This is a genomic window from Streptomyces sp. NPDC051310 (genome assembly GCF_044455245.1).
Classification (GTDB): Bacteria; Actinomycetota; Actinomycetes; order Streptomycetales; family Streptomycetaceae; genus Streptomyces.
In genome coordinates, this window is sequence record NZ_JBITEO010000001.1 from 35,384 (window position 1) to 56,632 (window position 21,249).

Genomic DNA, 21,249 nt, shown 5'->3' on the forward strand with positions numbered 1-21,249 from the left:
CCGACGACGGGAGTCCCCCCGCGCCCCACCGGGCGCGGGGGGACTCCTGCATGATGTGGGGCATGCGCGCTGCCCGGCTGATCAAGATGGTGCTCCTGCTCCAGTCCCGGCCGTCCATGACCGCCGCCGAGCTGGCGCGGGAACTGGAGGTGTCGGAGCGCACCATCACGCGGGACGCCCTCGCCCTGTCCGAGGCGGGGGTCCCGGTGTACGCGGACCGGGGGCGCGCGGGCGGCTACCGGCTGATCGGCGGTTACCGGACGCGGCTGACGGGCCTCGCCCGCAGCGAGGCGGAGGCGCTGTTTCTGTCGGGGGTACCGGGGGCGCTGCGCGAGATGGGCCTGGACGACGCGGCGTCGGCGGCCCGGCTGAAGGTGTCGGCGGCGCTGGTGCCGTCGCTGCGGGACGCGCCGGTGGCGGCGGCCCAGCGCTTCCACCTGGACGCGCCGGGCTGGTACCAGGAGCCGGAGACCCCGGAGCTGCTGCCCGCCATCGCGGAGGCGGTGTGGGACGACCGGCTGGTCTCCGTCCGCTACCGCCGTGACGACACCGAGGTGGAGCGGGAGCTGGCGCCCTACGGGCTCGTGCTCAAGGCGGGCGTCTGGTACCTGTGCGCCCGCGCCGGGGAGTCGTTCCGGGTGTACCGGGTGGACCGCTTCACCGCCGTGGCGCTGGGGGACGACCGGTACGTCCGGGACGAGGACTTCGACCTGCCGGGGTTCTGGGAGGAGCGGGCGGCCGAGTTCGCCCGCTCGATCCTGCGGGCCGAGGCCGTGGTGCGGCTGACGGAGGCGGGGGCGCGCGGACTGCGGTACGTGACGGACCGGGCCGCCGCCCAGGAGGCCCTGGAGGCGGCCGGTCCGCCGGACGCGGAGGGCCGGGTGACGGTCACCCTGCCGGTGGAGTCCGAGGAGGTGGCGTACGGCCAGCTCCTGCAGCTCGGCCCGGAGGCCGAAGTGCTGGCGCCGGCCTCACTGCGCGCGCTGTTCGCGCGGGCGGCGGACCGGATGTGCCGCCTCTACGGTTCCGGTCAGCGGTAGTCCTCGACCGGTGCGTCCTTGCCGCCGTGGACGACCTCGATGAAGTACGCCCAGCCGTCCGGCCGGGAGCCGTCGGTGTCGGTGAAGCCGTACACCTTGGCGAGCTGGCCGCTGGACAGCGACTGCCCGTTCCACCGCGCCCGGTCGGGGTCGGCGGCGAGCGCGGCGACCGCCCGGCCGACGTACGCGGGTGATTCGGCGACGGCGAAGTGCGGCTCCTTCGCGAGGGCGTCTCGCCAGTTCTCCTCCGTGACGCCGTAGATGTCGAGCATCATCTCGGAGCGGAGGTATCCGGGGCTCAGCGCCACCGCCGTGCCGCCCACCTCCTTGAGGTCCTCGCCGAGGGCGAAGGCCATGCGCAGGGGCGCGTTCTTCGCCAGGTCGAAGTAGAAGTTCTCGCGGAAGCGCCGGTTGTACTCGGTGGTGCCGTCCGTCATCTCGACGACCAGTCCGCCCGGGTTCCGGATGAGGAGAGGCAGGGCGCAGCTGCTGGTGATGACGTGGCTGCGGACGCCGAGCTCCAGCATCCGCAGGCCCTGGTCCAGGTCCGTCTCCCACATCTTCTTGCCCCAGGGGATGAGGTGGTCGCCGCCCCAGAGGCTGTTGACGAGGATGTCGAGCCGACCGTGCTCCTCGTCGATGCGGGCGACCAGGGCCCGGACCTGCTCGGGTACGAGGTGGTCGGCCGGGACGGCGATGCCCCGGCCGCCCGCGGCGGTGACCAGCTCGGCGGTCTCCTCGATGGTCTCGGCCGGCCGGCCGACTTCGCTGACGCGGGTCCGGGTGGTGCGGCCGGTGGCGTACACGGTGGCCCCCGCGGCACCGAGTTCGACGGCGATGGCGCGGCCCGCGCCGCGGGTGGCGCCCGCGACGAGGGCGATCTTCCCGGTGAGCGGCTTGAGGGGCTCGTCATGGTTCTGCTTCGTCATACGACGACGGTGGCACCCAAAGGCGACATCCTCTGTCCCATTTCATTTCGGTTGCTCCGCGTGCGGCGTCCGCCGTGAGCCAGGATGCTGGTCCCGTGATGGACGAAACGGAGTTCTGGGAGATCATCGACACGACCCGCGAGGCCGCCGAGGGCGATCCGGAGGACCACGCCGAGCTGCTCGTGGAGCGGCTGTTGCAGCTCGACCCCGACTCCGTACTGGACTTCGCCCGGCACTTCGAGGCCCGTTACCAGCGTGCCTACACCTGGGACCTGTGGGGCGCGGCCGCCGTGCTGCTGGGCGGCGCGAGCGATGACGCGTTCGACTACTTCCGCTGCTGGCTGATCGGCCAGGGCCGGGAGGTGTTCGAGGGCGCGGTGCACGACCCGGACTCGCTGGCGGAGCTGCTGGGCGACTTCGACGAGGAGATCGACGGCGACGGCGAGGAGCTGGGGTACGCGGCGGACGAGGCGTACGAGCAGCTCACCGGGACGGTCGCGCCGGACCTGGGCATTCCGCCGCAGGCGCCGGAGCCGGAGGGCACGCCGTTCGACTTCGACGACGACGCGGCGCTGGAGGAGAGGTTCCCCCGGCTCTGGGACCGCTTCGGCGTGTGACGGCACCGTGCGGCGCGGCGGCCGCGGTCCGGATGGCGGGCGCCGCGCGGAAGCGGGTGCCATGCAGCGGGGGTGCCGTGCAGCCGGAGCGCCGCGCGGAAGCGGGTGTTGGTCAGAAGTGGGTGCCGCCGTCGATGCGTATCTCGGTGCCGGTGATGAACGCGCCGTCCTCGGAGCCGAGCATGGCGACGACCCCGGCGACGGTCTCGGGTGCGGCGAAGCCCTGGCCGATGGCCGGGATGAGCTTGGTGAAGAGGCTCATGTCGGCGTCCTGCGGCAGGCCGGGACCCTTGCCGGTGGTCATGCCGGAGGCGATGGAGCCGGGGGCCACGCAGACCGCGCGCAGGCCCTGCTTGCTGTACTCGCTCGCGATGGTGTGGGTCAGCGCCCGGATGCCGCCCTTGGACGCCGCGTACGCCGCCATGTAGGGGTGCGCGAAGCTCGCGGAGGTCGAGGAGAAGTTCACGACGACGGGCCGGTCGCCGTCGAGGAGGGCGGGCAGGGCCTCGCGGATCATCAGGAACGTGCCGGTCAGGTTGACCGCGAGGACCCTGTTGAAGAGGTCGAGGCTCGTGCGGTGGGTGTGCTCGGAGCGCAGGATCCCGGCGGCGTTGACCAGGACGTCGAGTCCGCCGAGCGTCTCCACCGCACCGGCCGTACCGGCGGCCGCGGAGGCTTCGTCGGCGACGTCGAGGAGGGTGGCGGTGAGGCGCGCCGCGTCCGCCCCGGCCCGGGCGTGTGTCTCCGCCAGCCCTGCCGCGTCGACATCGGCGGCGACGACCCGGCCGCCCTCGGCGAGGATCCGCAGGGCGGTGGCGCGGCCGATGCCGGAGCCGGCGCCGGTGATCAGGACGCGGCGGTTCTCATAGCGCTGCATGGCGACACGCTACGCCGAGGTGGCACGTTTTGCCACCATGTCAACGACCTGGTGTCCCGGGCGTACGCTGGGCCGCGATGAGCACCGAGCCCGCGCTGACGCTGACCGAGCGCCGCAAGGCGGCGACGCAGCTGGACATCGCCCGTGCCGCGGCGGAGCTCTTCGCCGAGCGCGGCCCGGACGGCACGACGGCCGAGGAGATCGCCCACCGGGCGGGGGTCGCGCTGCGCACCTTCTACCGGTACTTCCGCAACAAGCAGGACGCCGTCGCCCCGCTCCTCGCGGGCGGCGCGGACCGCTGGCGCGCGCGCCTCGCGGCGACCGAGCCCGGCACCGTCCCCCTGGCCGAGGCACTGGAGCGGTCCGTCGCCGAGGCCCTGTCCGTCCCGGACGCGACGGCCGCGGAGGGCCTGCGGTGGACCCGCGGGCTGCTGCGCGCGGCGGACGGCGACCCGGCGCTGCGGGCCGTCTGGTACCGGGCCAACCAGGAGTCCGAGGAGCGGCTGCGGCCGGTGCTCGCGGCGCTCGCGGGTGAGGGCGCCGATCCGCTGGAGGTGCGGCTCGCCGCGGCCGCGGCGACGGACGCGATCCGGGTGGCGCTGGAGGCGTGGGCCCCGACCGAGGCACCGCCCGGCGAGGTCGCCGCGCTCGCGGTGCGGTGCCTGCGCGAGCTGACCGGCGGGGTACGGCTGTTCAGTCGCCGGTGAGCAGGCTGCGCCCCATCAGGACGTCGTCGACGTACCGCCCCTGCAGGAAGAACTCGCCCGGCAGCACGCCCTCGACCACGAACCCCTCGGACGCGTACAGGGCGCGTGCGGGCGCGTTGTGTCCCAGCACCCGCAGCGTCAGGCGGGTGGCGCCCTGGCGGCGCGCCTCGTCGCACGCGGCGCGCAGCAGCGCCCGCCCGACACCGCGGCCGCGCGCCCACTCGGCGACGGCGAGGCCCTGGATCTGCCGCACGTGGGTGTTGCAGGCGAGCCGGGTCGGCGGAACGATCCGCACGTAACCGGCGAGACGGCCGTCCTCCGCCTGCGCCACCAGGAAGTCCGGCGGGCGGTGGGTGGAGTCGAAGAAGGGGTCGAAGGGCGGCTGCGGCCGCGGTGCGACCGCGTGCAGCGGCGACCAGGTGTCCCGGTCGAGCTCGCCGAGCGGCTCCTCGTCGCCCGGCAGCGCGATCCGGATGCTTATGGTGGGGTCGGTCATGAACGCTACTGTGCCATGAGGTGCCACCGGGGCAGGATGGACCCATGCGCCGTACCGACACCGCCCGTATCGCCCTCACCGGTTCCTCCGGTCTCATCGGCTCCGCCCTCACCCGCTCGCTGCGGGCGGACGGGCACGAGGTCGTCCGCCTGGTGCGGCGTCCCGCGCGGGCCGGGGACGAGGTGGAGTGGGACCCCAAGCGGCGGTACGTCGACGTGGCCGGCCTGGTCGGCTGCGACGCCGTCGTCCACCTCGCGGGCGCGGGCGTCGGCGAGCGCCGCTGGAACGAGGCGTACAAGAAGGAGATCCGCGACAGCCGGGTGCTCGGCACGGCGGCGATCGCGGAGGCCGTCGCCTCCCTGGACACCCCGCCGAAGGTGCTGCTGTGCGGGACGGCGCTCGGCTACTACGGGGACACCGGCACGCGCGCGGTGGACGAGACGGCGCCCGCCGGGGAGGGCTTCCTGCCGTCGGTGTGCGTGGAGTGGGAGGACGCCGCGGCCGCCGCCCACGAGGCGGGCATCCGCGTGGCCTACGCCCGCACCGGGCTGGTCGTGGCCCGGGAGGGCGGCGCGTGGGGCCGTCTGTTCCCGCTCTTCCGCGCGGGCCTGGGCGGACGGCTCGGCTCCGGGCGGCAGTACTGGAGCTACATCTCCCTGCACGACGAGATCGCCGCCCTGCGCCACATCCTCGACACGCCGTCGCTCTCCGGACCGGTGAACCTGACCGCGCCCGAGCCGGTCACCAACCGCGAGGTCACCGCCGCGATGGCGCGCGTCCTGCGCCGCCCGGCGTTCCTGCACGTCCCCTCCCCCGCCCTGCGGATCGTTCTCGGCGACTTCGCCGAGGACGTCCTGGGCAGTCAGCGGGTCCTGCCGGCCCGCCTGCTGGAGTCCGGGTTCCGGTTCGCCTTCCCGACGATCGACCGGGCGATCGCGGCGGCGTGACCCGGGGGCCGGGGCCCGCGCGGCGGGATCCGGTCGCCTCCCTCGCCGAGCGCGCGCGGAGGGTTCCGGCCCGTCGGGAGGCCACCGGCCGCCCGTACGCCCCGGGGCGGGGCGACCACCGGGAGCCGGTGGCCGTGGCGTGAACCGTCGGGTGCGCAAGAGGTCGCACGCCCGTGCGACCCCTCCATGCACCGGTGACCCCCCGCACGCGCGACTGACCGGTACGACGGGGCGCTCCTACGCTCGGGCTCGAACGCGGCATTCCGTCGCCCACCAGAGGGCATGAGCCCCCCACGCACCGAACCGCCACCCCGGGGAGGGACACGTGCTCAGTACCGCACAGCACGCGGACGTCGTCATCGTAGGAGCAGGGCTCGCGGGACTGTCCGCGGCCCACCAGCTGGCCAGTGCCGGGCTGACGGTCAGCGTCCTGGAGGCCGCCCCGCGGGTCGGCGGCAGAATGGGCACCGAGCACCTCGACGGGTTCCGGCTGGACCGGATCGGTCAGCTGCTCAGCACCGCGTACCCCGAACTGCGCCGCGCGCCGGGCCTCGACGCCGCCGCGCTGCGGACGTTCCGGCCCGGGGTCATGGTGCACAGCGAAGGCCGGCTGCACCGGATGGCGTCGGTCCGCCCGGCCGAGGCGGGCGACGCGGCCCGCGCCCCGTACGCGGCGCTCAGCCGGGCGCGCGCCCTCGCCCACGCGCCCCGGACGCTGGACCAGGCCCGCCTGGGCGCCGCGCTGGGGCGGCTGGCGAGCACCCCGGCCACGCGGCTGCTGGCCCGTCCGGAGCGGTCCGCCGCGGAGGCACCGGGCGCGGGGGCGGCGGGGCGCGGTCTGCCGCCCCGTACGGTCAACCGGTTCCTCCGGCCCCTGCTTTCGGCGCTGCTGGGCGATCCGGACCTGACGGCCACCTCCAGCCGGGCGGCCGACCTCGCGCTGCGCGGTTTCGCGCGGGGCCGGCTGTGCGTGCCGGCGGGCGGCGCGTCGGCGCTCCCGGAGCGGCTGGCGGCCGCGCTTCCGCCCGGCACGGTGAAGACCGGCGTCCACGTCAAGGACGTGTCGATCAACCGGGTCGTCACGGCCGAGCACGGCGAACTGGCCTGCCGCGCCCTGGTCGTGGCCACCGGCGCGCGGGCCGCCGCGGAACTCCTGCCCGGACTGCGCGTACCGGACTTCCACCCGGTGACGGTGTTGCACCACACGGCGCCCGCGCCGCCGCCGGCCGATGCCGCGCTGCTGCTCGACGCCGACCGCACCGGCCCCGTCGCGTACACCGCCGTGATGAGCGCGGTGGACCCGGCCCGGGCGCCGGAGGGCCGCGTCCTGGTCACCTCCACGGTGCTCGGGACGCCGCCGGAGGGCCTGGAGCCGCTGGTGCGGCGGCAGTTGGCGGGCCTGTACGGCACGGGCACGGCGGACTGGGAGCTGCTGGCCGTCCACCACGACCCGGAGGCCGTCCCGGCGATGCCCCCGCCGCACGACCTGCGCCGGCCGGTGCGGCTGCTGGCCGGGCTGTACGTCTGCGGCGACCACCGGGACACCAGCACCGCGCAGGGCGCCCTGTACTCGGGGCGCCGGGCCGCCCGCGCGGTGCTGCGGGACCTGGGGGTCCCGGACCGGCGACCCGGGGACGACCGGATGCCGACCGCGGAGGGACCCGAGGGGCGCCGCGCGGCCGCGTAGCGTGGGCCCGGGGGCCGCGTCGAGCGGTTGTCCACAGGGCTTGTGACGCAGGTCACCCGGCCACGATCATGGATGTATGTCCCTCGGAGCACAGCCCTTTGACGTGGCGTCGGTTCTGCGGGAGGTGAAGATGGTCCGCCTGGAAGGCGTGGTGCGGATCCGCGATCTCGACCTCCCGCTGCTGCGGCGGGCCGCCGTGGCGGTCCCCGGCGCCGTGACCGACGCATGGCCGGTCGAGGTGGAGAACCTGCTGCGCGCGGCGGTGTCCCGGCTGGGCGGGGGCGATCTCCAGGAAGCCGCGGAGCGCACGCTGGGCCTGGCCCCGGGGATGCGCGACCGGGCGGCGGCCGACCGGCGCAGGCTCGCGGCCGAGGTGTACCGGCTGAGTGTGGAGCGCTTCCGCAAGAGCCAGGAGGAGATGGTCCTGGGCCAGATCGCCGAGCAGGTGTGCTGGCTCGCGGGCACCGCCCCCGGGACCCGGACCGCCGCGGCCCCCGGGGTCGCGCTGTTGCCGCCGCACCTGCAGCACCGGGCGCTGCGGGTGCCGCGGGCCGGGCGGCCCCGGACGGTCGTCCTGCACGTCCACCCGGTGGAGCTGGTCCGGGACGTGGACGTGGTCGTCTCGCCGACCAATACGCATCTGGCGTTACCCGAGCCGTACAAGGCGTCCGTGTCGGCGGCGCTGCGGCGGGCGGGGGCCGTGCGGGACGCGGCGGGCGACGTGATCGCGGACCCGGTGCACGACGCGCTGGCCCAGTGGCGCGCGGAGCACGGCGTGGCGCGCCGCCCGGCCCTGCCGGGGACGGTGGCGCCGACCGCGCCGGGCGCCCTGGCCGAGCAGGGGGTGCGGCGCATCTACCACGCCGCGGTGACGGTCCCCCGCCCCGGGACGAACGACTACGACGTCACCCCTCAGGACGTGGCCCGCACGGCGGCGCGCGCACTGGCGCTGATGTCGCTGGAGCGGGACGGCTTCACCCCTCCCCTGCGATCGGTCTGCTTCCCGCTGCTGGGCGCCGGCCGCGGCGGGCTGGCGCCGGGGACGAGCGTGAGCGCCCTGTGGTCGGCACTGGCCGCGGACGCCGACCCGGAGCGGGAGCTGCATCTGATCGTACGAAGACCGCTGGTCGCGGATCTGGTGGTCGAGGTGCTCGGGGCCGAGCCGCTCCCCGGGGACGCCGAGGGTGCGGCGGAAGGGCGTGGGTGCGGGTGCGGGTGAACGGGAACCCCTTCGTGATGCTGGCCGCCTTCGCGGCCGACTGGCCCCGGCTGTCCCGGCTGCTCGACCCGGGGGCGCGGCGCGCGCTGGGCGGTCTGCTCGCCGGATTGCGCGCGGCCGGGCCCGGCGACGCCGACCGTGCCGACCGGGCCGTACGCACGGTCCTGGAGGCGCTGCCGGAGGACGTGGCGGCCCGGCTGCGCCGCCACGGGGACGGCGGGCGGTTCACGGGCACCGCGTCGCCCGCCACGCTGTACCAGGGCTGGAGCGCGGCCGACCTGTGTCTGCTCGTGGTGGACGGCAACCCCATGGTGGGGCCGGTGCTGGGGCCCGTCCGGGACCGGTTGCTGAGCGCCCCGTCCGTGCCGTGGACCGGTGCCGGGGCGGCCGATCCGCACCTGATCGTGCTGTCGGCCCCGGACGGCGACCGGCGGATGCCGGCCTTCCAGTTCGAGGCCGGGACCATGCCGTGGGCGGTGGTGCTGGAGGTCAACACGGTCCTGCGGGCCGGCGCGGACCCGTGGGGCGCGGCCGACTGGTGGCTGTCCGGCCACACGTGGTGGCACGGCACGCCGCCGGCGGGGCTGCTGGGGCGGGACCGGGACGGCGAACTGCTGGCCGCGGCCCGGGCGCTGGCCGGCGCCGACGGCCCGGACGGTACGGATGACCCCGACGGCCCCGACGGTCCCTACGGCCCGGACGGGGGGTGGTAGGGCATGCCCAAGTACCCGCCTCCGGACGCCCTGCCCGGGACGCCGACGAGGGTCACGCTGCCGGCGGGCACGGCCGTGTACCGCGTGCACGCCACGCACCGGGCCGCGGCGGCCTTCAACCCGCACCCCGCGCGCGCGTTCTACGACGGCGGCCGGTTCGACAGCACGCCCGGCGATCGCTACGGCTTCCTGTACGTGGGCTTCGGCGTGGGCGCGGCGCTCGGCGAGGTGCTGCTGCGCTCGGTGCCGTTCGGCGGGGACGGCGGGGTCCGCCTGCTGCCCCGGGTCGCCTTCGAGCGGCGCAGTCTGTCCTTCCTGCGGCTGGCCGTCGACGTGGAGGTGGTGTCGCTGATGTCGGGCGCGGACCTGGCGGCGGTCGGGCAGGACACCTGGCTGGTGCACGCGGAGAGCGCGGACTACCCGCAGACACGGGACTGGGGCCACTTCATCCGGCAGTGGACGAAACCCTGGGCGCAGGGGTTCGTGTGGCCGTCCAAGCGGGAGCCCGCGGACCGGGTGGCGGTTCTCTTCGAGGACCGGTGCCACGTACCGCCGCTGGAGCCCACGGGAGCGCCGCCGGTCGACTTCGGCACGCCGGAGGGCGAGTGCTGGCTGAACGGGGCACTGGCGCCCTACCTGGCACAGGCCGCGCCGCGAGCGGCCGGGGCGGGGGTCTGACGTGGCGGTGAGGCCCTACGACCTGGACGCGCTGCTGTCCGAACTGCAGAAGATCGGCCCCCTGACGAGCGGCGAGGAGCTCGCGCGGGTGAACGCGCTGGTCTGCGACCGGCTGGGCCGTACCACCTCGGCCGAGGCGTTCGAGCGCCTGTACACCGACTGGCGGGCGCTGCCGCGCGGATCGGTGGAGTCGGGCCTGCGCGCGGGCCAGATCCTCATGCTCCTGACGGTCCTGCAGTTCGGCCTGCCGTCCGCCACGACGCGGCGGCGGGACGAGCTGCTCGCGGAGGCGCGCGCCCACGGGCCGCGGGACGAGCGCTGGCAGGCCGCCGTCGCGGGCCTCGCCGGCCAGACCGTCCTCAACCAGGCCACCGCCGGCGCCGCCGATCTCGAACAGGCCCTGGCCCGGGTGGAGGAGGCGCGCGCCCAGCTGCCCCCGGGCAGTCCGGAACGCGACGTGTACGACCTGACCCACGCCCATCTGCGGGTGCTGCTCGCCCAGTACGGCGGCGGCGAGGACGAGTTCGACTCGGCCCTGGACGACCTGGGCCGGCTGGTCGACACGCCGGCACTCGACGGCATGCGGCGCCTGGAGATGGCAGGCCAGCTCGCCGCGTTCCGGACGCGCCAGGCCGTGCGCCGCGACGACGAGGCCGGTCTCGCGGCGCTGATCCCCGAGCTGGAGTCCGTGCTCGCCCGGCTGCCGTCCGACCACATGGACCGGGTCACGTTCGAGACGTACCTCGACGCGGCTCGGGGCAGCCTGGCGGTGCTGCGGGGCCGGCGTACCGGGGTCGTCGACGACAGCGGCCTGACGGACGCGCCGCCGCTGGAGGAGGTGCGCCGGCGGCTCGCGCTCCTGCCGCCCGGCGCCCGGGCCGACAAGCTCGGGGAGGCGGCGATCGGCCGGGCCGTCCGGGGGCTGCTCACCCGCTCCCCCGACCGGGCCCGGGAGGCCGTGGAACTGCTGGCGGAGGCGCTGGACCTGATCGAGCCGGACGACGAGCGGTGGATCCGCTACGCGTGCGTCCTCGGCAATTGCCACTGCGCCGTGGCGGGGCTGACGGGCACGCCGCAGCAGCGCCGCGACCACCTGGACCAGGGCGTCTCCTGGCTGGTGCACGCGCGGCGGCTCGCCGGGGGCCCCGAGTACGCGCTGTGGGGCGCCCTGGGGATGTCGCTGGCGACGGCGTACCGCATCCGGGGCGACGTGCAGCCGCCGGGCACGCGGGCGGCGCGGCTCAACCACGACCGGTCGCGGAGCGTCGGGCTGGACGCGCTGCGCGCCGCCGCCTGGAGCGTCCTGCTCCAGTCGGGTACGGCGCACGCCGCGGAGACGGGGCGGCGCGCCGGGGAGTACGCCCTGGACGTGGCCCGCTGGTGCCTGGCCGACGGTGCGGTCGACGACGCCGTGCGGGCCCTGGACGCCGGGCGCGGACTCGTGCTGCACGCGGCCACGGTCGCGACCACCGTGCCCGGCATGCTCACCGCACTCGGCCGGTCCGACCTCGCCGACGAGTGGCGCGCGGCCGGCTCGCCCGCCCCCGAGCTGGGCGAGGACGCGGCGCTGACCGGCGGTCCCGTGCTGTCGGGGCCGTCCAGCCGGCTGCGGCGGCGTGTGCTGGAGGCGCTCGCGGCCTCCCCGCAGCGGCGGCGGCTGTTGGAGGTGCCGACCCCCGCGGAGATCGGCACGGCGCTGCGGGCCGTGTCCGCGACGGCGCTGGTCTATCTGCTGCCCGGCGGTGAGGACCCGCTCCACGACCGGCGGCTGCCCGGCACCGCCCTCATGGTGCGCACCGACGGATCGGTCCGTGCGCTGCCGCTGCCCGGACTGGCCGGGGACGCCGAGCCGTTGACGCGGTACCGGGCCGTGGGGGCGCCCGGTCGTGACGCGGGCGGCCCGCCCGCCGCTCCCCCGGCCCCGGGACCGGGACCGCGGCCGGGCGCCGCCGGTGCGGCCCGTGCCGCGCTGGAGCGGCTGTGCGACTGGGCGGGGCAGGCGGTGATGGAGCCGCTGCTCGGGGAGGTCCCGCGGGGCTTCGGCACGGCCCCGGCCCTCGTCCTGGTGCCCATGGCCGAGCTCGGCATGGTGCCGTGGCACGCGGCACGCGTTCCCGTACGGCACCGCCTGCGGACGCGCCCCGGGTACGCCTGCGAGCAGGCCCGGATCTCGTACGTGCCGTCCGCCCGGCTGCTGTGCGAGGTGGCCGACCGGCCGGAGGCGGGAGCCGGCGCGGGGCGGCAGGCCCTCGTGGTCGGCAACCCGACCCGCGACCTGCACCACGCGGGCGAGGAGGCCGAGGCGATCCACCGCACCTTCCACCCCGGCGGCGAGCTTCTCGGCCCCGGCACCGCCACACCGGCTGCGGTGACCGGCTGGCTGCGCCGCCAGCACGGCGGCCTGCTGCACCTCGCGTGCCACGGGGTGGTCCGCCAGGGCGGGCGGCACAGTGCCTACCTCGCCCTGTCGGGCGGGCAGCTGGCGGCGGAGGAGCTGACGGAGGGCGCGGACCGCTACCGGGACCTGGACCTGGTCGTCCTGGCGGCCTGCCGTACGAACGTGTCGGGTCGCGGCTACGACGAGGCGTACAGCCTGGCGACGGCGTTCCTGGTGGCGGGCGCCCGCTCGGTGGTGGGGTCGTTGTGGCCGGTGCCGGACGAGGCCACGTCCCTGCTGATGTACATGACGCACCACTACATGAGCCGTGACGGCCTGCCACCCGGCCAGGCGCTGCGCAGCGCCCAGCTGTGGATGCTGGACGACCGGCGCCAGGCCCCGCCCGGGATGCCCCCGCGGCTGGCCGAGCGGGTACCGCTGGTCCGGAGCGACGACCTGACCGGATGGGCCGGCTTCACCCACCTGGGCCACTGAGGCGGTGGTTTTTCGGCGGCGGGGCGCCGCCGGTGGGGCCCCATCGGCCCGTGCGGCGGCGCCGGTGCGGGGCCCCGCCGTGCGGCTACGGGACCACCGTGCGCAGGCCGATCATGGCGGTGCCCCACCGGCCCACCGCGTGCGCCGGGCCGCCCGCGTCGCGGCTGCCGCGCGGTGGGGCCAGCCGCAGCAGACCGCCGTTCGCCGCCGCGGTCACGCCGCGCGCCGCCCCCGGTGCGGCCGCGGACCAGGGCGGCAGCCGGAAGGGCGCGGTGTTCAGCTCGTTCTCCGCGACGATCGCCTTCAGCCAGTCGCGGGTGGACGCGCCGCGCACCACGGCCCGCCCCGGCGGCAGGCGCAGCCACACGGGCTCCCCGTGCCGGGCGAGCCCCGCGCGCCCGGGGCCGACGAAGTCCCCCTCGTACAGGCTCGGCGACACTCCGTAACTGTCCGTCAGGTCGAGCAGCACGCACCAGAGTTCCAGCGGCGAGTCGTTGTGGATGCGGACCCGCACCTGGGGTTCCCGGAGGTCGCCGGTGTACGCGCAGACCGTCTCGCCGGTGGCGGTGCGCCCGACCGTGCCGACGAGCGGCTCGGCGGTGACGCGGACGAGCGACGACAGCCACGGGTCGGGGTTGGCGAGGTCCCGGATGTGGTGCCAGCGGGTGATGTGGGTGAGACAGTCGGCGAGGCGGCCGGCGTCGGCGGGCGTCCGCAGGGGCAGCGGTGCGAGGGGGTGCCCGTCGCCGCCGGAAACCCGGGCCCAGCCGTCGCCGCCGGCCTCGACGCGCAGCGGCAGCCCGCCCCCGCCCTCGGCGAGCAGCGGCGCCCCGGCGAGCGCCTCCGACACCATCCGTACGGTGCCGGGCGGGCCGAGCACCGTCACGGCGGCGGGCGGGAAGGCCAGTGCGGACGGGGTCACCGGGTGCACCCGTTCCCGCTCGGCGGGCAGCGGTCGCCAGTCGACGGGCTCCACCAGGGCGGACTCCGGGCGTACGGCGGTGACGGCGACCCGGCGCCCGTCCTCGCCGAGGAGCGTGAACTCGGCGCCGGCGGCCCGCAGTCCGTGGGCGTACCCGCAGTCGACCTCCCAGCCCGACGCGGTGTACCGGAGCAGGAACGGCGAGCCGGGGACTGTGTCGCCGTGCAGGAAGCTCCGGTCGTGCGGACCGCGCAGCCCGGGGTGCTGGAAGGGATGGAGGCCGCGCACCCGCTCCTCGGTGAGGGCGTGGAGCGGGCCGTACGCGGCCGTGGGCCCGAGCCGGTGCAGGGCGTGGAGCAGCGCGTGGCTGAAGTAGCCGCGGACGCGCCCGTCGAGCTCGGCCTCGTGGGCGCGCTCCTGCGGCCGGCAGGCGGCGAGCAGCACGTGCCGCCGCGGCTCGGGCCCGTCCGGCGCGCCGCCGTCCCGCGAGCCGCCGGAACCGCCGGAGCGGTCCGCGCTCGCCGCGGCGCCCTCCGGGTGGCCGCTCGTGCGCCACCACGGGCGCCACTCCAGGCCGCGCGCCGTGACTCCGGCGGGGGTGCCGCGGGTGGCGCCGCCCGCGTGGCAGCAGTCGAGCACGGCGACGACGTGGACGCCGCGCCCGGCGATCGCGTCGAGCAGGGCGCCGAGTTCGGTGTCCTGCAGGAGAGGCCGGCCGCCGGCGTCGAGGCTGTCGTGGCAGACGAGGGCCTGGCACATGCCGGTCGCCTCACGGGGATCGTCGGTCGGGCGCTCGCTGCCATGGCCGCTGAACCACAGCAGCGCGGTGTCGCCGGGGCCGCCCTGCCCGAGGTGCTCCTCGACGCCCCGCACCACCGCGGCCCGGGTCGCCTGCGCGTCGTGCAGCGTCCGCACGTCGGTGGCCGGACCGCCGTGCCGCCGCAGCCAGTCCTCCGCTTCCCGTACGTCGTTGACACAGCCGCGCAACGGCGCGCCCGGGTAGTCGTCGATGCCCACGAACAGGGCGTACACGGTGCGCATACCGCGATCCTGTCAGGCCGTGCGGGGCGGCGGCAGGGCGTTTCCCGGGCGGTTGCCGGGCACCTGCCCGGATCCCCGTGTGCGGGCGGGCGTTTGGCAGTTGACTGTCCTGGACGAGTCATCAGCGCGCGGGTGCGGGAGGGATGTCGGCGTGACGATCGGGGGGCAGGGTCCCTACGGGCCGCCGTGGCCACCACCGGGGAACCCGTACGGGCCGGCCGGCCCCTACCCGCCGCACGGCCCCCCGCCGCACGGCGGCCGTCCGCCCTCCGGCCCCTTCCCGCCGTACGGCCGCGCGCCGCACCACCCCCACCCGTACGGGCCGTACGGGCCGCCTTCGCCGCGCCCGTCGCTGTGGCGGCGGTTCCGCGAGGAAGAGTGGCCGACGCTCAGGGAACTGCTGGGGATCATCCGCCGCATCCCCGGCTGCATCTGGGGGCTGGTGCTGTGCTGCGGCTGGCCCTTCCTGGTCCTGCTGCTCACCTACCCCCTGGCCCGCTCGGCCCGCCGCGCGTCCCTGCGGGTCTTCCCGGTGGACCGGGCCCGCCGCCTGCTCGATCCGGACCTGGTGCTCCTGCAGAAGGTCCGTGCGGGGCTCGCGCTCGCCGCGTCCTTCGCCATCCTGGCGGTGTGGGGCACGTCCGAGGACTGGGCGGACGCGCAGGACCAGTTCACGCTGCGGCTGATGACCACGCCGTGGCTCCTGCTGCTCACCGCGCCCCTGGTGCTGGCGGTGCTCTTCCGCTTCGCGCCGCCGGCCGCGCGGCCGGGCATGTGGTCCCGGCTGCGCCCGGCGCGGCGTGCGGTGCTCTGCTACTTCGGCGCCTTCACGGCCGTACCGGCCCTGCTGCTGGCGATGTTCGCCCTCTACCGGGAGTTCCCGGGCAGCGTGCCCGTCGGTCTCCTGGTGGTCGCGCTGCTGGCACCGGTGCTGTGGCTGGTGTTCTTCGTGGTGCTCTCGTCCCCGACGGCGGTGCGCACGGCGTTCCACACGACACAGGTGCACGCCGCGCTGCCGGCCCTGCTCACCGGCGTCCTGGTGTGGGAGTTCGCGGCCCTGAACCTGGCCATCGCCGAGTTGCCGCCGGGGCCGCCGCTGGTTCAGGTCGGCGCCCTGCTCGGCGGCCCCGCGTCGGTGACGGCCCTGGCCTGGTGGGAGATCAGGCGCCTGCGCACCCGGTTCGGCGTGTCCCTGCGCGGCTGAACCGGCCCCCGACGCCGGCCGGGGCCCGGCCGGTGCCGGGACGCCGCCACGTATCGGAGCGCCGGTGGGTGGCCGGCGTCAGAGCCCGATGGCGCCGACCCGGTCGCGGTAGTTCCGCACCGCCGCCGCGTCCTTGTACGGCTCCAGGCGGCGCTCGAAGTCGCGTACGTACTCGACGGCACGGGCCGAGCGGATCTCCGACGCCTGCTGGGCGGCCTCCGCCCCCAGCGCGCAGGCCTGGTCGAGCTCGCCGAGGCCCAGGCGGGCGGAGGCCAGGACGATGCGGCAGAAGAGGCGGCTGCGGGCGAAGGCGGGCGCGCGGAGCTGGAGCGCGCGCTCCGCGTGCTGGACGGCGACCCGGTACTGGTGGAGGTCGCGGTGGCAGTGCGCGGCGTCGTCGGCGAGTTCCGCCTCGTCGAAGAACCGGGCCCAGTAGGGCACGTCGTCGCCCGGCCGGGCCCCGTCCAGCGCCCGCTCCGCCCGGACGAGCGCGGCGGTGCTCGCCCGGACCTCGCCGAGCAGGGCGTGTCCGCGCGCCTCGACGGAGTGGAGCAGGGCCTGGACGACGGGCGGCGCGGCGGAGCCCACGCCCTGCTGGGCGACGCGCGCGAGCTGCACGGCTTCCCGCCCGTGACCGAGGTGGACGGCCTGACGGCTCATGGTGATCAGTACGTACGAGCCGTACGCGCGGTCGCCGGCGGCCTGCGAGAGCCGCAGCGCCTGGACGAAGTACCGCTGGGCGAGTCCGTGCGCGGCGATGTCGTACGACGTCCACCCGGCCAGCCGGGTGAGGTCGGCGGTCGCGGCGAACAGCCGGCGGCCCACGGTCTCGCCGTAGACGCCGCGCAGCATGGGCTCGGCCTCGTGCTCCAGGTAGCGGACGAGGGCCTGGCGGGCGTGGCCGCCGCCGTAGGCGTGGTCGAGGGTGCGGAAGAGCTCTCCGACGGAGCGCAGGGCGGCGATGTCGCCGCCGGTGACGCGCTGGCCGGGGGCGCGGTCGGTGCTCCGGTCGGTGCGCTCGGTGGCGCGCTGGCGGGGGACGGTGCCCCGGCCCTGGGCGGGGACGCGGACCTCCGCGGGCTGCGGGGGCTCGCCGCGCCCCACGCGCTCGTCGGCGCAGCCGATCAGCCAGTCCCGGCTGGGCACGACCAGTCCGGCCGGCGTGAAGGCGATCTTGCGCAGTTCGGCGTGGCTGCCGGAGTCCTTGCGCCACAGGCCGCTGACGATGTCGATCGCTTCCTCGGGGGAGGCCGCGAACTCCAGCCCGGCGTACACGGGCGCGCAGGCGTCGAGGCCGAGGTCCTGGGCGGACAGGCGCCGCCCCAGGCGCCGGGTGAAGACCTCGGCGATCAGGGCGGGTGTGGTGCCGCGCGGCTGCTGCCCGCGCAGCCAGCGGGTGACCGAGGTCTTGTCGTAACGCAGGTCGAGGCCGTGCTCCAGACCGAGCTGGTCGACGCGTCTGGCCAGGCCCGCGTTGGAGAATCCGGCCTCGGCGATGAGGGCGGCGAGCTGGCGGTTGGGGGTGCGCTGCGGGGGGCGATCCGTCATCAGGTGTGCGGTCTCCTGCCTTGCCTTCCGGGTACCTTCCGGATGCTTCCGGGCCGGGGTGCAGACCCCCTTGGAACGGCGCGAATTTAACTGTCGCCGACGCCCGGACCGCCACGTTCGCCCCACATTCATCCGATCGTGTGAGGATTGGGGCCTGCGCTGACGGAGCAGGCCGTTGACGTTCCGCGCACGCCCCGGCACAGCTCGCGGCCGCACCGGGAGCGACGGTTTCCGGACCGCGCCACAGCCTGCCCGGGCCCGACCCCGGGCGGGATCGCGGCCGGATCGGGCCCCGCCCGCCCTGCCCGACCGCCACGGCCCGCGCCGCCGTACAGTGGCCGAGGCGCGATTCGCACACAAGAGGGAGGCGTGCCGTGAGTGAGCTCCGATTCGTCCGTCTGGGATTCGGCGAGGAAGCCGTCGAATACCGGAAGGCGTGGGACAAGCAGCGTGAGATCCACGCCGCTCGCTTCGCGGACGAGATCCCGGACACCTGCCTGCTGCTGGAGCACCCGCCCGTCTACACGGCCGGGCGGCGGACCGCGGAGAGCGAGCGCCCGCTGGACGGGACGCCGGTCGTGGACGTGGACCGGGGCGGCAAGATCACCTGGCACGGCCCGGGCCAGCTCGTCGGCTACCCGATCCTGAAGCTGCCGCGCCCGGTGGACGTGGTGGCGCACGTGCGCCGCCTCGAGGAGGCGCTGATCCGCACCGCGGCGGAGTTCGGCGTGGAGACGACCCGGGTCGAGGGCCGCAGCGGTGTGTGGGTGCTCGGCGACCCGGTGGAGGAGCGCCCCTCGCTGGGCGGCCTGTCGCTGGACTTCGACCCCCGGTTGCAGGACGACGAGTTCGACCCGCGCCTCAACGGCCCGGAGTACGCCCCCTCCAACGCCGGCCAGCGCCGGGAGGACCGCAAGCTGGCGGCGATCGGCATCCGGGTGGCCAAGGGCGTCACGATGCACGGTTTCGCCCTGAACGTGAACCCGGACAACACCTGGTTCGACCGGATCGTCCCGTGCGGCATCCGCGACGCCGGTGTGACCTCGCTGGCACAGGAGCTGGGCCGGGACCTGACGATCGCCGACGTGCTGCCGGTGGCGGAGAAGCACCTGCGGGACGTGCTGGAGAACGCGGAGCCGCAGCCGCGGGTGATCGACGGGGCCGGCGCCCCCGGCGAGGCGGCCGTCGCCTAGCGCGGGGAATGCCACGCTGTGGCCACAGGTTGGCCAAGCGTCACGACAGCCGCCGACAAGGCCGCATTTTTATGGGGCGTACCCTGGTGTTCGCCGAGGAATCGAAGCCGTAGGAGCCAGCCGTGTCCGCAGTCACTCCCGACGGACGCAAGATGCTGCGCCTGGAGGTCCGGAACAGCCAGACCCCCATCGAGCGCAAGCCCGAGTGGATCAAGACCCGGGCGAAGATGGGCCCCGAGTACAACCAGCTCCAGAAGCTGGTGAAGAGCGAGGGACTGCACACGGTCTGCCAGGAGGCGGGCTGTCCGAACATCTTCGAGTGCTGGGAGGACCGCGAGGCCACCTTCCTCATCGGCGGTGACCAGTGCACCCGGCGGTGCGACTTCTGCCAGATCGACACGGGCAAGCCGCAGGCGCTGGACCGGGACGAGCCGCGCCGCGTGGGCGAGTCGGTCGTCGCGATGGACCTGAACTACGCCACCATCACCGGCGTCGCGCGCGACGACCTGGAGGACGGCGGCGCCTGGCTGTACGCGGAGACCGTGCGCCAGATCCACGCGCAGACGGCCGGCCGGCCCGCCGGCCGCACCAAGGTCGAGCTGCTGATCCCCGACTTCAACGCCGAGCCCGACCAGCTGGCCGAGGTCTTCTCCGCCCGCCCCGAGGTGCTGGCGCACAACGTCGAGACCGTGCCCCGGATCTTCAAGCGGATCCGCCCCGGCTTCCGCTACGAGCGCTCGCTGAAGGTGATCACCGAGGCCCGCGCGGCCGGCCTGGTCACCAAGTCGAACCTGATCCTCGGCATGGGTGAGACCCGCGAGGAGGTCAGCGAGGCACTGCAGGACCTGTACGACGCGGGCTGCGAGCTGATCACGATCACCCAGTACCTGCGGCCGTCGGTGCGCCACCACCCCGTGGAGCGGTGGGTGAAGCCGCACGAGTTCGTGGAGCTGAAGGAGGAGGCCGAGGAGATCGGCTTCTCCGGCGTCATGTCCGGCCCGCTGGTCCGTTCGTCGTACCGGGCCGGCCGCCTCTTCCAGCAGGCCATGGACCGCCGGGGCGAGACGGTCGCCTGACGGCCGCGGCGGGGCGACCGCCGTGTGAACCCGAGCACAAGTCATTACCGGCCAGTAACGTCCGGTTGGACGCAGCCCGTACGGTCCCCGCAGGTGGGGGACGGTGCGGGCCGCGCCCGTTCACCGGGCCGTGTCCCCGGCGCCTGCTTGAACGTTTCATCGGTGTTTGACCGCTCGGTCATGCCTTGGTAACACCAATCTGTGATGCTGTTCGTACGCAGTGCACACGCGCTTGCGTTCCGCTCCCGACGAACCCGCTCCGAGGGGGGACCCACCACCATGGCTCACCAGGTACGTGAGGCACACGAGGTACGCGATCTGCGCGAGGTGCGTGCACTGCGCACACCCCGCGAGGTGCATGCCCACGCGTTCCCCTCCGTCACCGACGCCCTGCGCACCCTGGAGGCGCTGCTGCTGGGCGCGGGCCAGCGCACCGCCCGCCGCAACGCCTGGACGTCCGTCCTGGAGGACCGCGCCCGGGCCAGGGACCGGGTCGAGGCCCAGCACGTACTGGAGGCCGTGTCGGGCCGCACTTCCTCGGCCACGTAAACTTCACAGCATGGCGAGGAAGGCAAACTCAGACGGCGCTGACGCCGCTGCGAACCCCGGGCGACTGAAGCAGATCGCCCTGACGTACAAGATGACCCGAAAGGCCGACCCGAAGGTCGGTCTTGTCGTCGCGGGCGTGGGGATCGTCGTCTTCGGCGTCCTCCTCGCGATCGGCTTCCTGATCGGCCACCCGGTATACCTGGGCATCCTCGGTTTCCTGCTGGCCTTCCTCGCGATGGCGATCGTCTTCGGGCGCCGCGCCGAGCGGGCGGCCTTCGGGCAGATGGAGGGCCAGCCGGGCGCGGCCGCCGCCGTCCTGCAGAACGTGGGACGCGGCTGGACGACCACCCCCGCGGTGGCGATGAACCGCAACCAGGACGTGGTGCACCGCGCTGTCGGCAAGGCCGGCATCGTCCTGGTGGCGGAGGGCAACCCGAACCGGGTGAAGTCGCTGCTGGCGGCCGAGAAGAAGCGGATGGCCCGCGTCGTCGACGTACCGGTGCACGACATCGTCGTGGGGACCGGCGAGGGCCAGGTGCCGCTGAAGAAGCTGCGCGTGACCCTGCTGAAGCTGCCCCGCGTCCTCTCGGGCCCGCAGGTGACGCAGGCGAACGACCGGCTGCGTGCGCTGGGCGACCTGATGAGCAACATGCCGCTGCCGAAGGGGCCGATGCCGAAGGGCATGCGGATGCCGCGCGGCGGCCGGATGCGCTAGGGCCCCCCGGAGGTACGCGTCCAGGCACACAGGAAGAGGGGCGCTCCGCGATGGCGGAGCGCCCCTCTTCCTGTGTGCCGTCCCGTGCGTCTTCCGCGTGCCGGCCCGTGCGCGCTCCGGAGGCCGTCCCGTGCGCGGCGGCGCTCCGGCCGGAGGCGCGGGCCCACCCCCGCCGGTCGCCCGAGCGGGGGGTCTCCGTACCCTGGCCCTGCTCCGGTG

The 21,249-nt window shown here is 75.4% G+C and carries 18 protein-coding genes and 1 pseudogene; 14 read left to right on the plus strand and 5 right to left on the minus strand.

From position 1 onward, the window contains the following. Nucleotides 1-62 precede the first annotated feature (62 nt). Nucleotides 63-1,040, plus strand: coding sequence for a helix-turn-helix transcriptional regulator (locus ACIA79_RS00145; RefSeq protein ID WP_399425510.1), 978 nt, complete (start codon nt 63-65; stop codon nt 1,038-1,040). Here ACIA79_RS00145 and ACIA79_RS00150 read toward each other — a convergent pair. Then, a complete protein-coding gene (locus ACIA79_RS00150) occupies nt 1,031-1,969 on the minus strand; it encodes an SDR family oxidoreductase (RefSeq protein ID WP_399425512.1) in 939 nt (312 codons plus the stop codon). The two genes, ACIA79_RS00145 and ACIA79_RS00150, sit on opposite strands and share 10 nt — an antisense overlap. A 98-nt stretch (nt 1,970-2,067) precedes the next feature. Here ACIA79_RS00150 and ACIA79_RS00155 point away from each other — a divergent pair, with 98 nt between their 5' ends. Beyond that, complete coding sequence (locus ACIA79_RS00155; RefSeq protein ID WP_399426250.1) at nt 2,068-2,586, plus strand: DUF4240 domain-containing protein; 519 nt, start codon at nt 2,068-2,070, stop codon at nt 2,584-2,586. Between the two features lie 112 nt (nt 2,587-2,698). Here the strand turns inward: ACIA79_RS00155 and ACIA79_RS00160 are convergent, their stop codons facing one another. Further along, nucleotides 2,699-3,463, minus strand: coding sequence for an SDR family NAD(P)-dependent oxidoreductase (locus ACIA79_RS00160; protein ID WP_399425514.1), 765 nt, complete (start codon nt 3,461-3,463; stop codon nt 2,699-2,701). 77 nt (nt 3,464-3,540) lie between these two features. Here ACIA79_RS00160 and ACIA79_RS00165 point away from each other — a divergent pair, with 77 nt between their 5' ends. Then, a complete protein-coding gene (locus ACIA79_RS00165) occupies nt 3,541-4,170 on the plus strand; it encodes a TetR family transcriptional regulator (protein ID WP_399425515.1) in 630 nt (209 codons plus the stop codon). Here ACIA79_RS00165 and ACIA79_RS00170 read toward each other — a convergent pair. Continuing rightward, nucleotides 4,157-4,666: a GNAT family N-acetyltransferase gene (locus ACIA79_RS00170; RefSeq protein ID WP_399425517.1), complete on the minus strand. Its 510-nt coding sequence runs from the start codon at nt 4,664-4,666 to the stop codon at nt 4,157-4,159. The two genes, ACIA79_RS00165 and ACIA79_RS00170, sit on opposite strands and share 14 nt — an antisense overlap. A gap of 44 nt (nt 4,667-4,710) precedes the next feature. Between ACIA79_RS00170 and ACIA79_RS00175 the strand changes: the two genes are divergently transcribed. From ACIA79_RS00175 to ACIA79_RS00200, 6 genes and pseudogenes are all read left to right on the plus strand, one after another. After that, nucleotides 4,711-5,613 (plus strand): TIGR01777 family oxidoreductase, encoded by a 903-nt coding sequence (locus ACIA79_RS00175; protein WP_399425519.1) that lies wholly within the window; start codon nt 4,711-4,713, stop codon nt 5,611-5,613. A gap of 307 nt (nt 5,614-5,920) precedes the next feature. Beyond that, nucleotides 5,921-7,300, plus strand: a pseudogene (locus ACIA79_RS00180) (NAD(P)/FAD-dependent oxidoreductase); the annotation flags it as partial. A 76-nt stretch (nt 7,301-7,376) separates the two neighbouring features. Then, nucleotides 7,377-8,519, plus strand: coding sequence for a hypothetical protein (locus ACIA79_RS00185; protein WP_399425521.1), 1,143 nt, complete (start codon nt 7,377-7,379; stop codon nt 8,517-8,519). After that, entirely contained in the window at nt 8,516-9,232 is a 717-nt protein-coding gene (locus tag ACIA79_RS00190) for a hypothetical protein (protein ID WP_399425522.1), read from the plus strand. Before ACIA79_RS00185 ends, ACIA79_RS00190 begins: the two co-directional genes overlap by 4 nt. A 3-nt stretch (nt 9,233-9,235) precedes the next feature. Beyond that, nucleotides 9,236-9,910 (plus strand): RES family NAD+ phosphorylase, encoded by a 675-nt coding sequence (locus ACIA79_RS00195; protein ID WP_399425525.1) that lies wholly within the window; start codon nt 9,236-9,238, stop codon nt 9,908-9,910. A 1-nt stretch (nt 9,911) separates the two neighbouring features. Next, entirely contained in the window at nt 9,912-12,782 is a 2,871-nt protein-coding gene (locus ACIA79_RS00200) for a CHAT domain-containing protein (protein WP_399425527.1), read from the plus strand. Nucleotides 12,783-12,867: 85 nt separating this feature from the next. Here ACIA79_RS00200 and ACIA79_RS00205 read toward each other — a convergent pair whose 3' ends face one another. After that, on the minus strand, nt 12,868-14,745 hold the full coding sequence (locus tag ACIA79_RS00205; protein ID WP_399425529.1) for a caspase family protein: 1,878 nt from the start codon (nt 14,743-14,745) through the stop codon (nt 12,868-12,870). A 151-nt stretch (nt 14,746-14,896) separates the two neighbouring features. On the opposite strand from ACIA79_RS00205, the gene ACIA79_RS00210 reads away from it, so the two are divergent. Continuing rightward, complete coding sequence (locus ACIA79_RS00210) at nt 14,897-15,949, plus strand: hypothetical protein (protein ID WP_399425530.1); 1,053 nt, start codon at nt 14,897-14,899, stop codon at nt 15,947-15,949. 78 nt (nt 15,950-16,027) lie between these two features. Here ACIA79_RS00210 and ACIA79_RS00215 read toward each other — a convergent pair whose 3' ends face one another. Next, entirely contained in the window at nt 16,028-17,497 is a 1,470-nt protein-coding gene (locus tag ACIA79_RS00215; protein WP_399425532.1) for a regulator, read from the minus strand. A 374-nt stretch (nt 17,498-17,871) separates the two neighbouring features. Here ACIA79_RS00215 and lipB point away from each other — a divergent pair, with 374 nt between their 5' ends. The 4 genes from lipB to ACIA79_RS00235 all read left to right on the plus strand — a co-directional run bounded on the left by lipB (nt 17,872) and on the right by ACIA79_RS00235 (nt 21,030). Beyond that, entirely contained in the window at nt 17,872-18,690 is an 819-nt protein-coding gene (gene lipB, locus ACIA79_RS00220) for a lipoyl(octanoyl) transferase LipB (RefSeq protein ID WP_399425534.1), read from the plus strand. A gap of 122 nt (nt 18,691-18,812) precedes the next feature. After that, the gene (gene lipA / locus ACIA79_RS00225) at nt 18,813-19,766 is read left to right on the plus strand and encodes a lipoyl synthase (RefSeq protein WP_399425536.1); all 954 of its coding nucleotides are present in this window, start codon (nt 18,813-18,815) and stop codon (nt 19,764-19,766) included. Nucleotides 19,767-20,120: 354 nt separating this feature from the next. After that, the gene (locus ACIA79_RS00230; protein WP_399426251.1) at nt 20,121-20,315 is read left to right on the plus strand and encodes a hypothetical protein; all 195 of its coding nucleotides are present in this window, start codon (nt 20,121-20,123) and stop codon (nt 20,313-20,315) included. 10 nt (nt 20,316-20,325) lie between these two features. Then, on the plus strand, nt 20,326-21,030 hold the full coding sequence (locus ACIA79_RS00235) for a DUF4191 domain-containing protein (RefSeq protein ID WP_031069610.1): 705 nt from the start codon (nt 20,326-20,328) through the stop codon (nt 21,028-21,030). The last annotated feature ends 219 nt before the right edge of the window (nt 21,031-21,249 follow it).

Excerpts from the sequence above, each read along its gene's own strand:
- ACIA79_RS00185 (WP_399425521.1), top strand. The coding sequence starts at position 7,377 with ATGTCCCTCGGAGCACAGCCCTTTGACGTGGCGTCGGTTCTGCGGGAG.
- ACIA79_RS00145 (WP_399425510.1), top strand. The coding sequence starts at position 63 with ATGCGCGCTGCCCGGCTGATCAAGATGGTGCTCCTGCTCCAGTCCCGG.
- ACIA79_RS00155 (WP_399426250.1), top strand. The coding sequence starts at position 2,068 with ATGGACGAAACGGAGTTCTGGGAGATCATCGACACGACCCGCGAGGCC.
- ACIA79_RS00175 (WP_399425519.1), top strand. The coding sequence starts at position 4,711 with ATGCGCCGTACCGACACCGCCCGTATCGCCCTCACCGGTTCCTCCGGT.
- ACIA79_RS00215 (WP_399425532.1), bottom strand. The coding sequence starts at position 17,497 with ATGACGGATCGCCCCCCGCAGCGCACCCCCAACCGCCAGCTCGCCGCC.
- ACIA79_RS00170 (WP_399425517.1), bottom strand. The coding sequence starts at position 4,666 with ATGACCGACCCCACCATAAGCATCCGGATCGCGCTGCCGGGCGACGAG.
- ACIA79_RS00205 (WP_399425529.1), bottom strand. The coding sequence starts at position 14,745 with ATGCGCACCGTGTACGCCCTGTTCGTGGGCATCGACGACTACCCGGGC.
- ACIA79_RS00235 (WP_031069610.1), top strand. The coding sequence starts at position 20,326 with ATGGCGAGGAAGGCAAACTCAGACGGCGCTGACGCCGCTGCGAACCCC.
- ACIA79_RS00150 (WP_399425512.1), bottom strand. The coding sequence starts at position 1,969 with ATGACGAAGCAGAACCATGACGAGCCCCTCAAGCCGCTCACCGGGAAG.
- ACIA79_RS00160 (WP_399425514.1), bottom strand. The coding sequence starts at position 3,463 with ATGCAGCGCTATGAGAACCGCCGCGTCCTGATCACCGGCGCCGGCTCC.
- ACIA79_RS00195 (WP_399425525.1), top strand. The coding sequence starts at position 9,236 with ATGCCCAAGTACCCGCCTCCGGACGCCCTGCCCGGGACGCCGACGAGG.
- ACIA79_RS00165 (WP_399425515.1), top strand. The coding sequence starts at position 3,541 with ATGAGCACCGAGCCCGCGCTGACGCTGACCGAGCGCCGCAAGGCGGCG.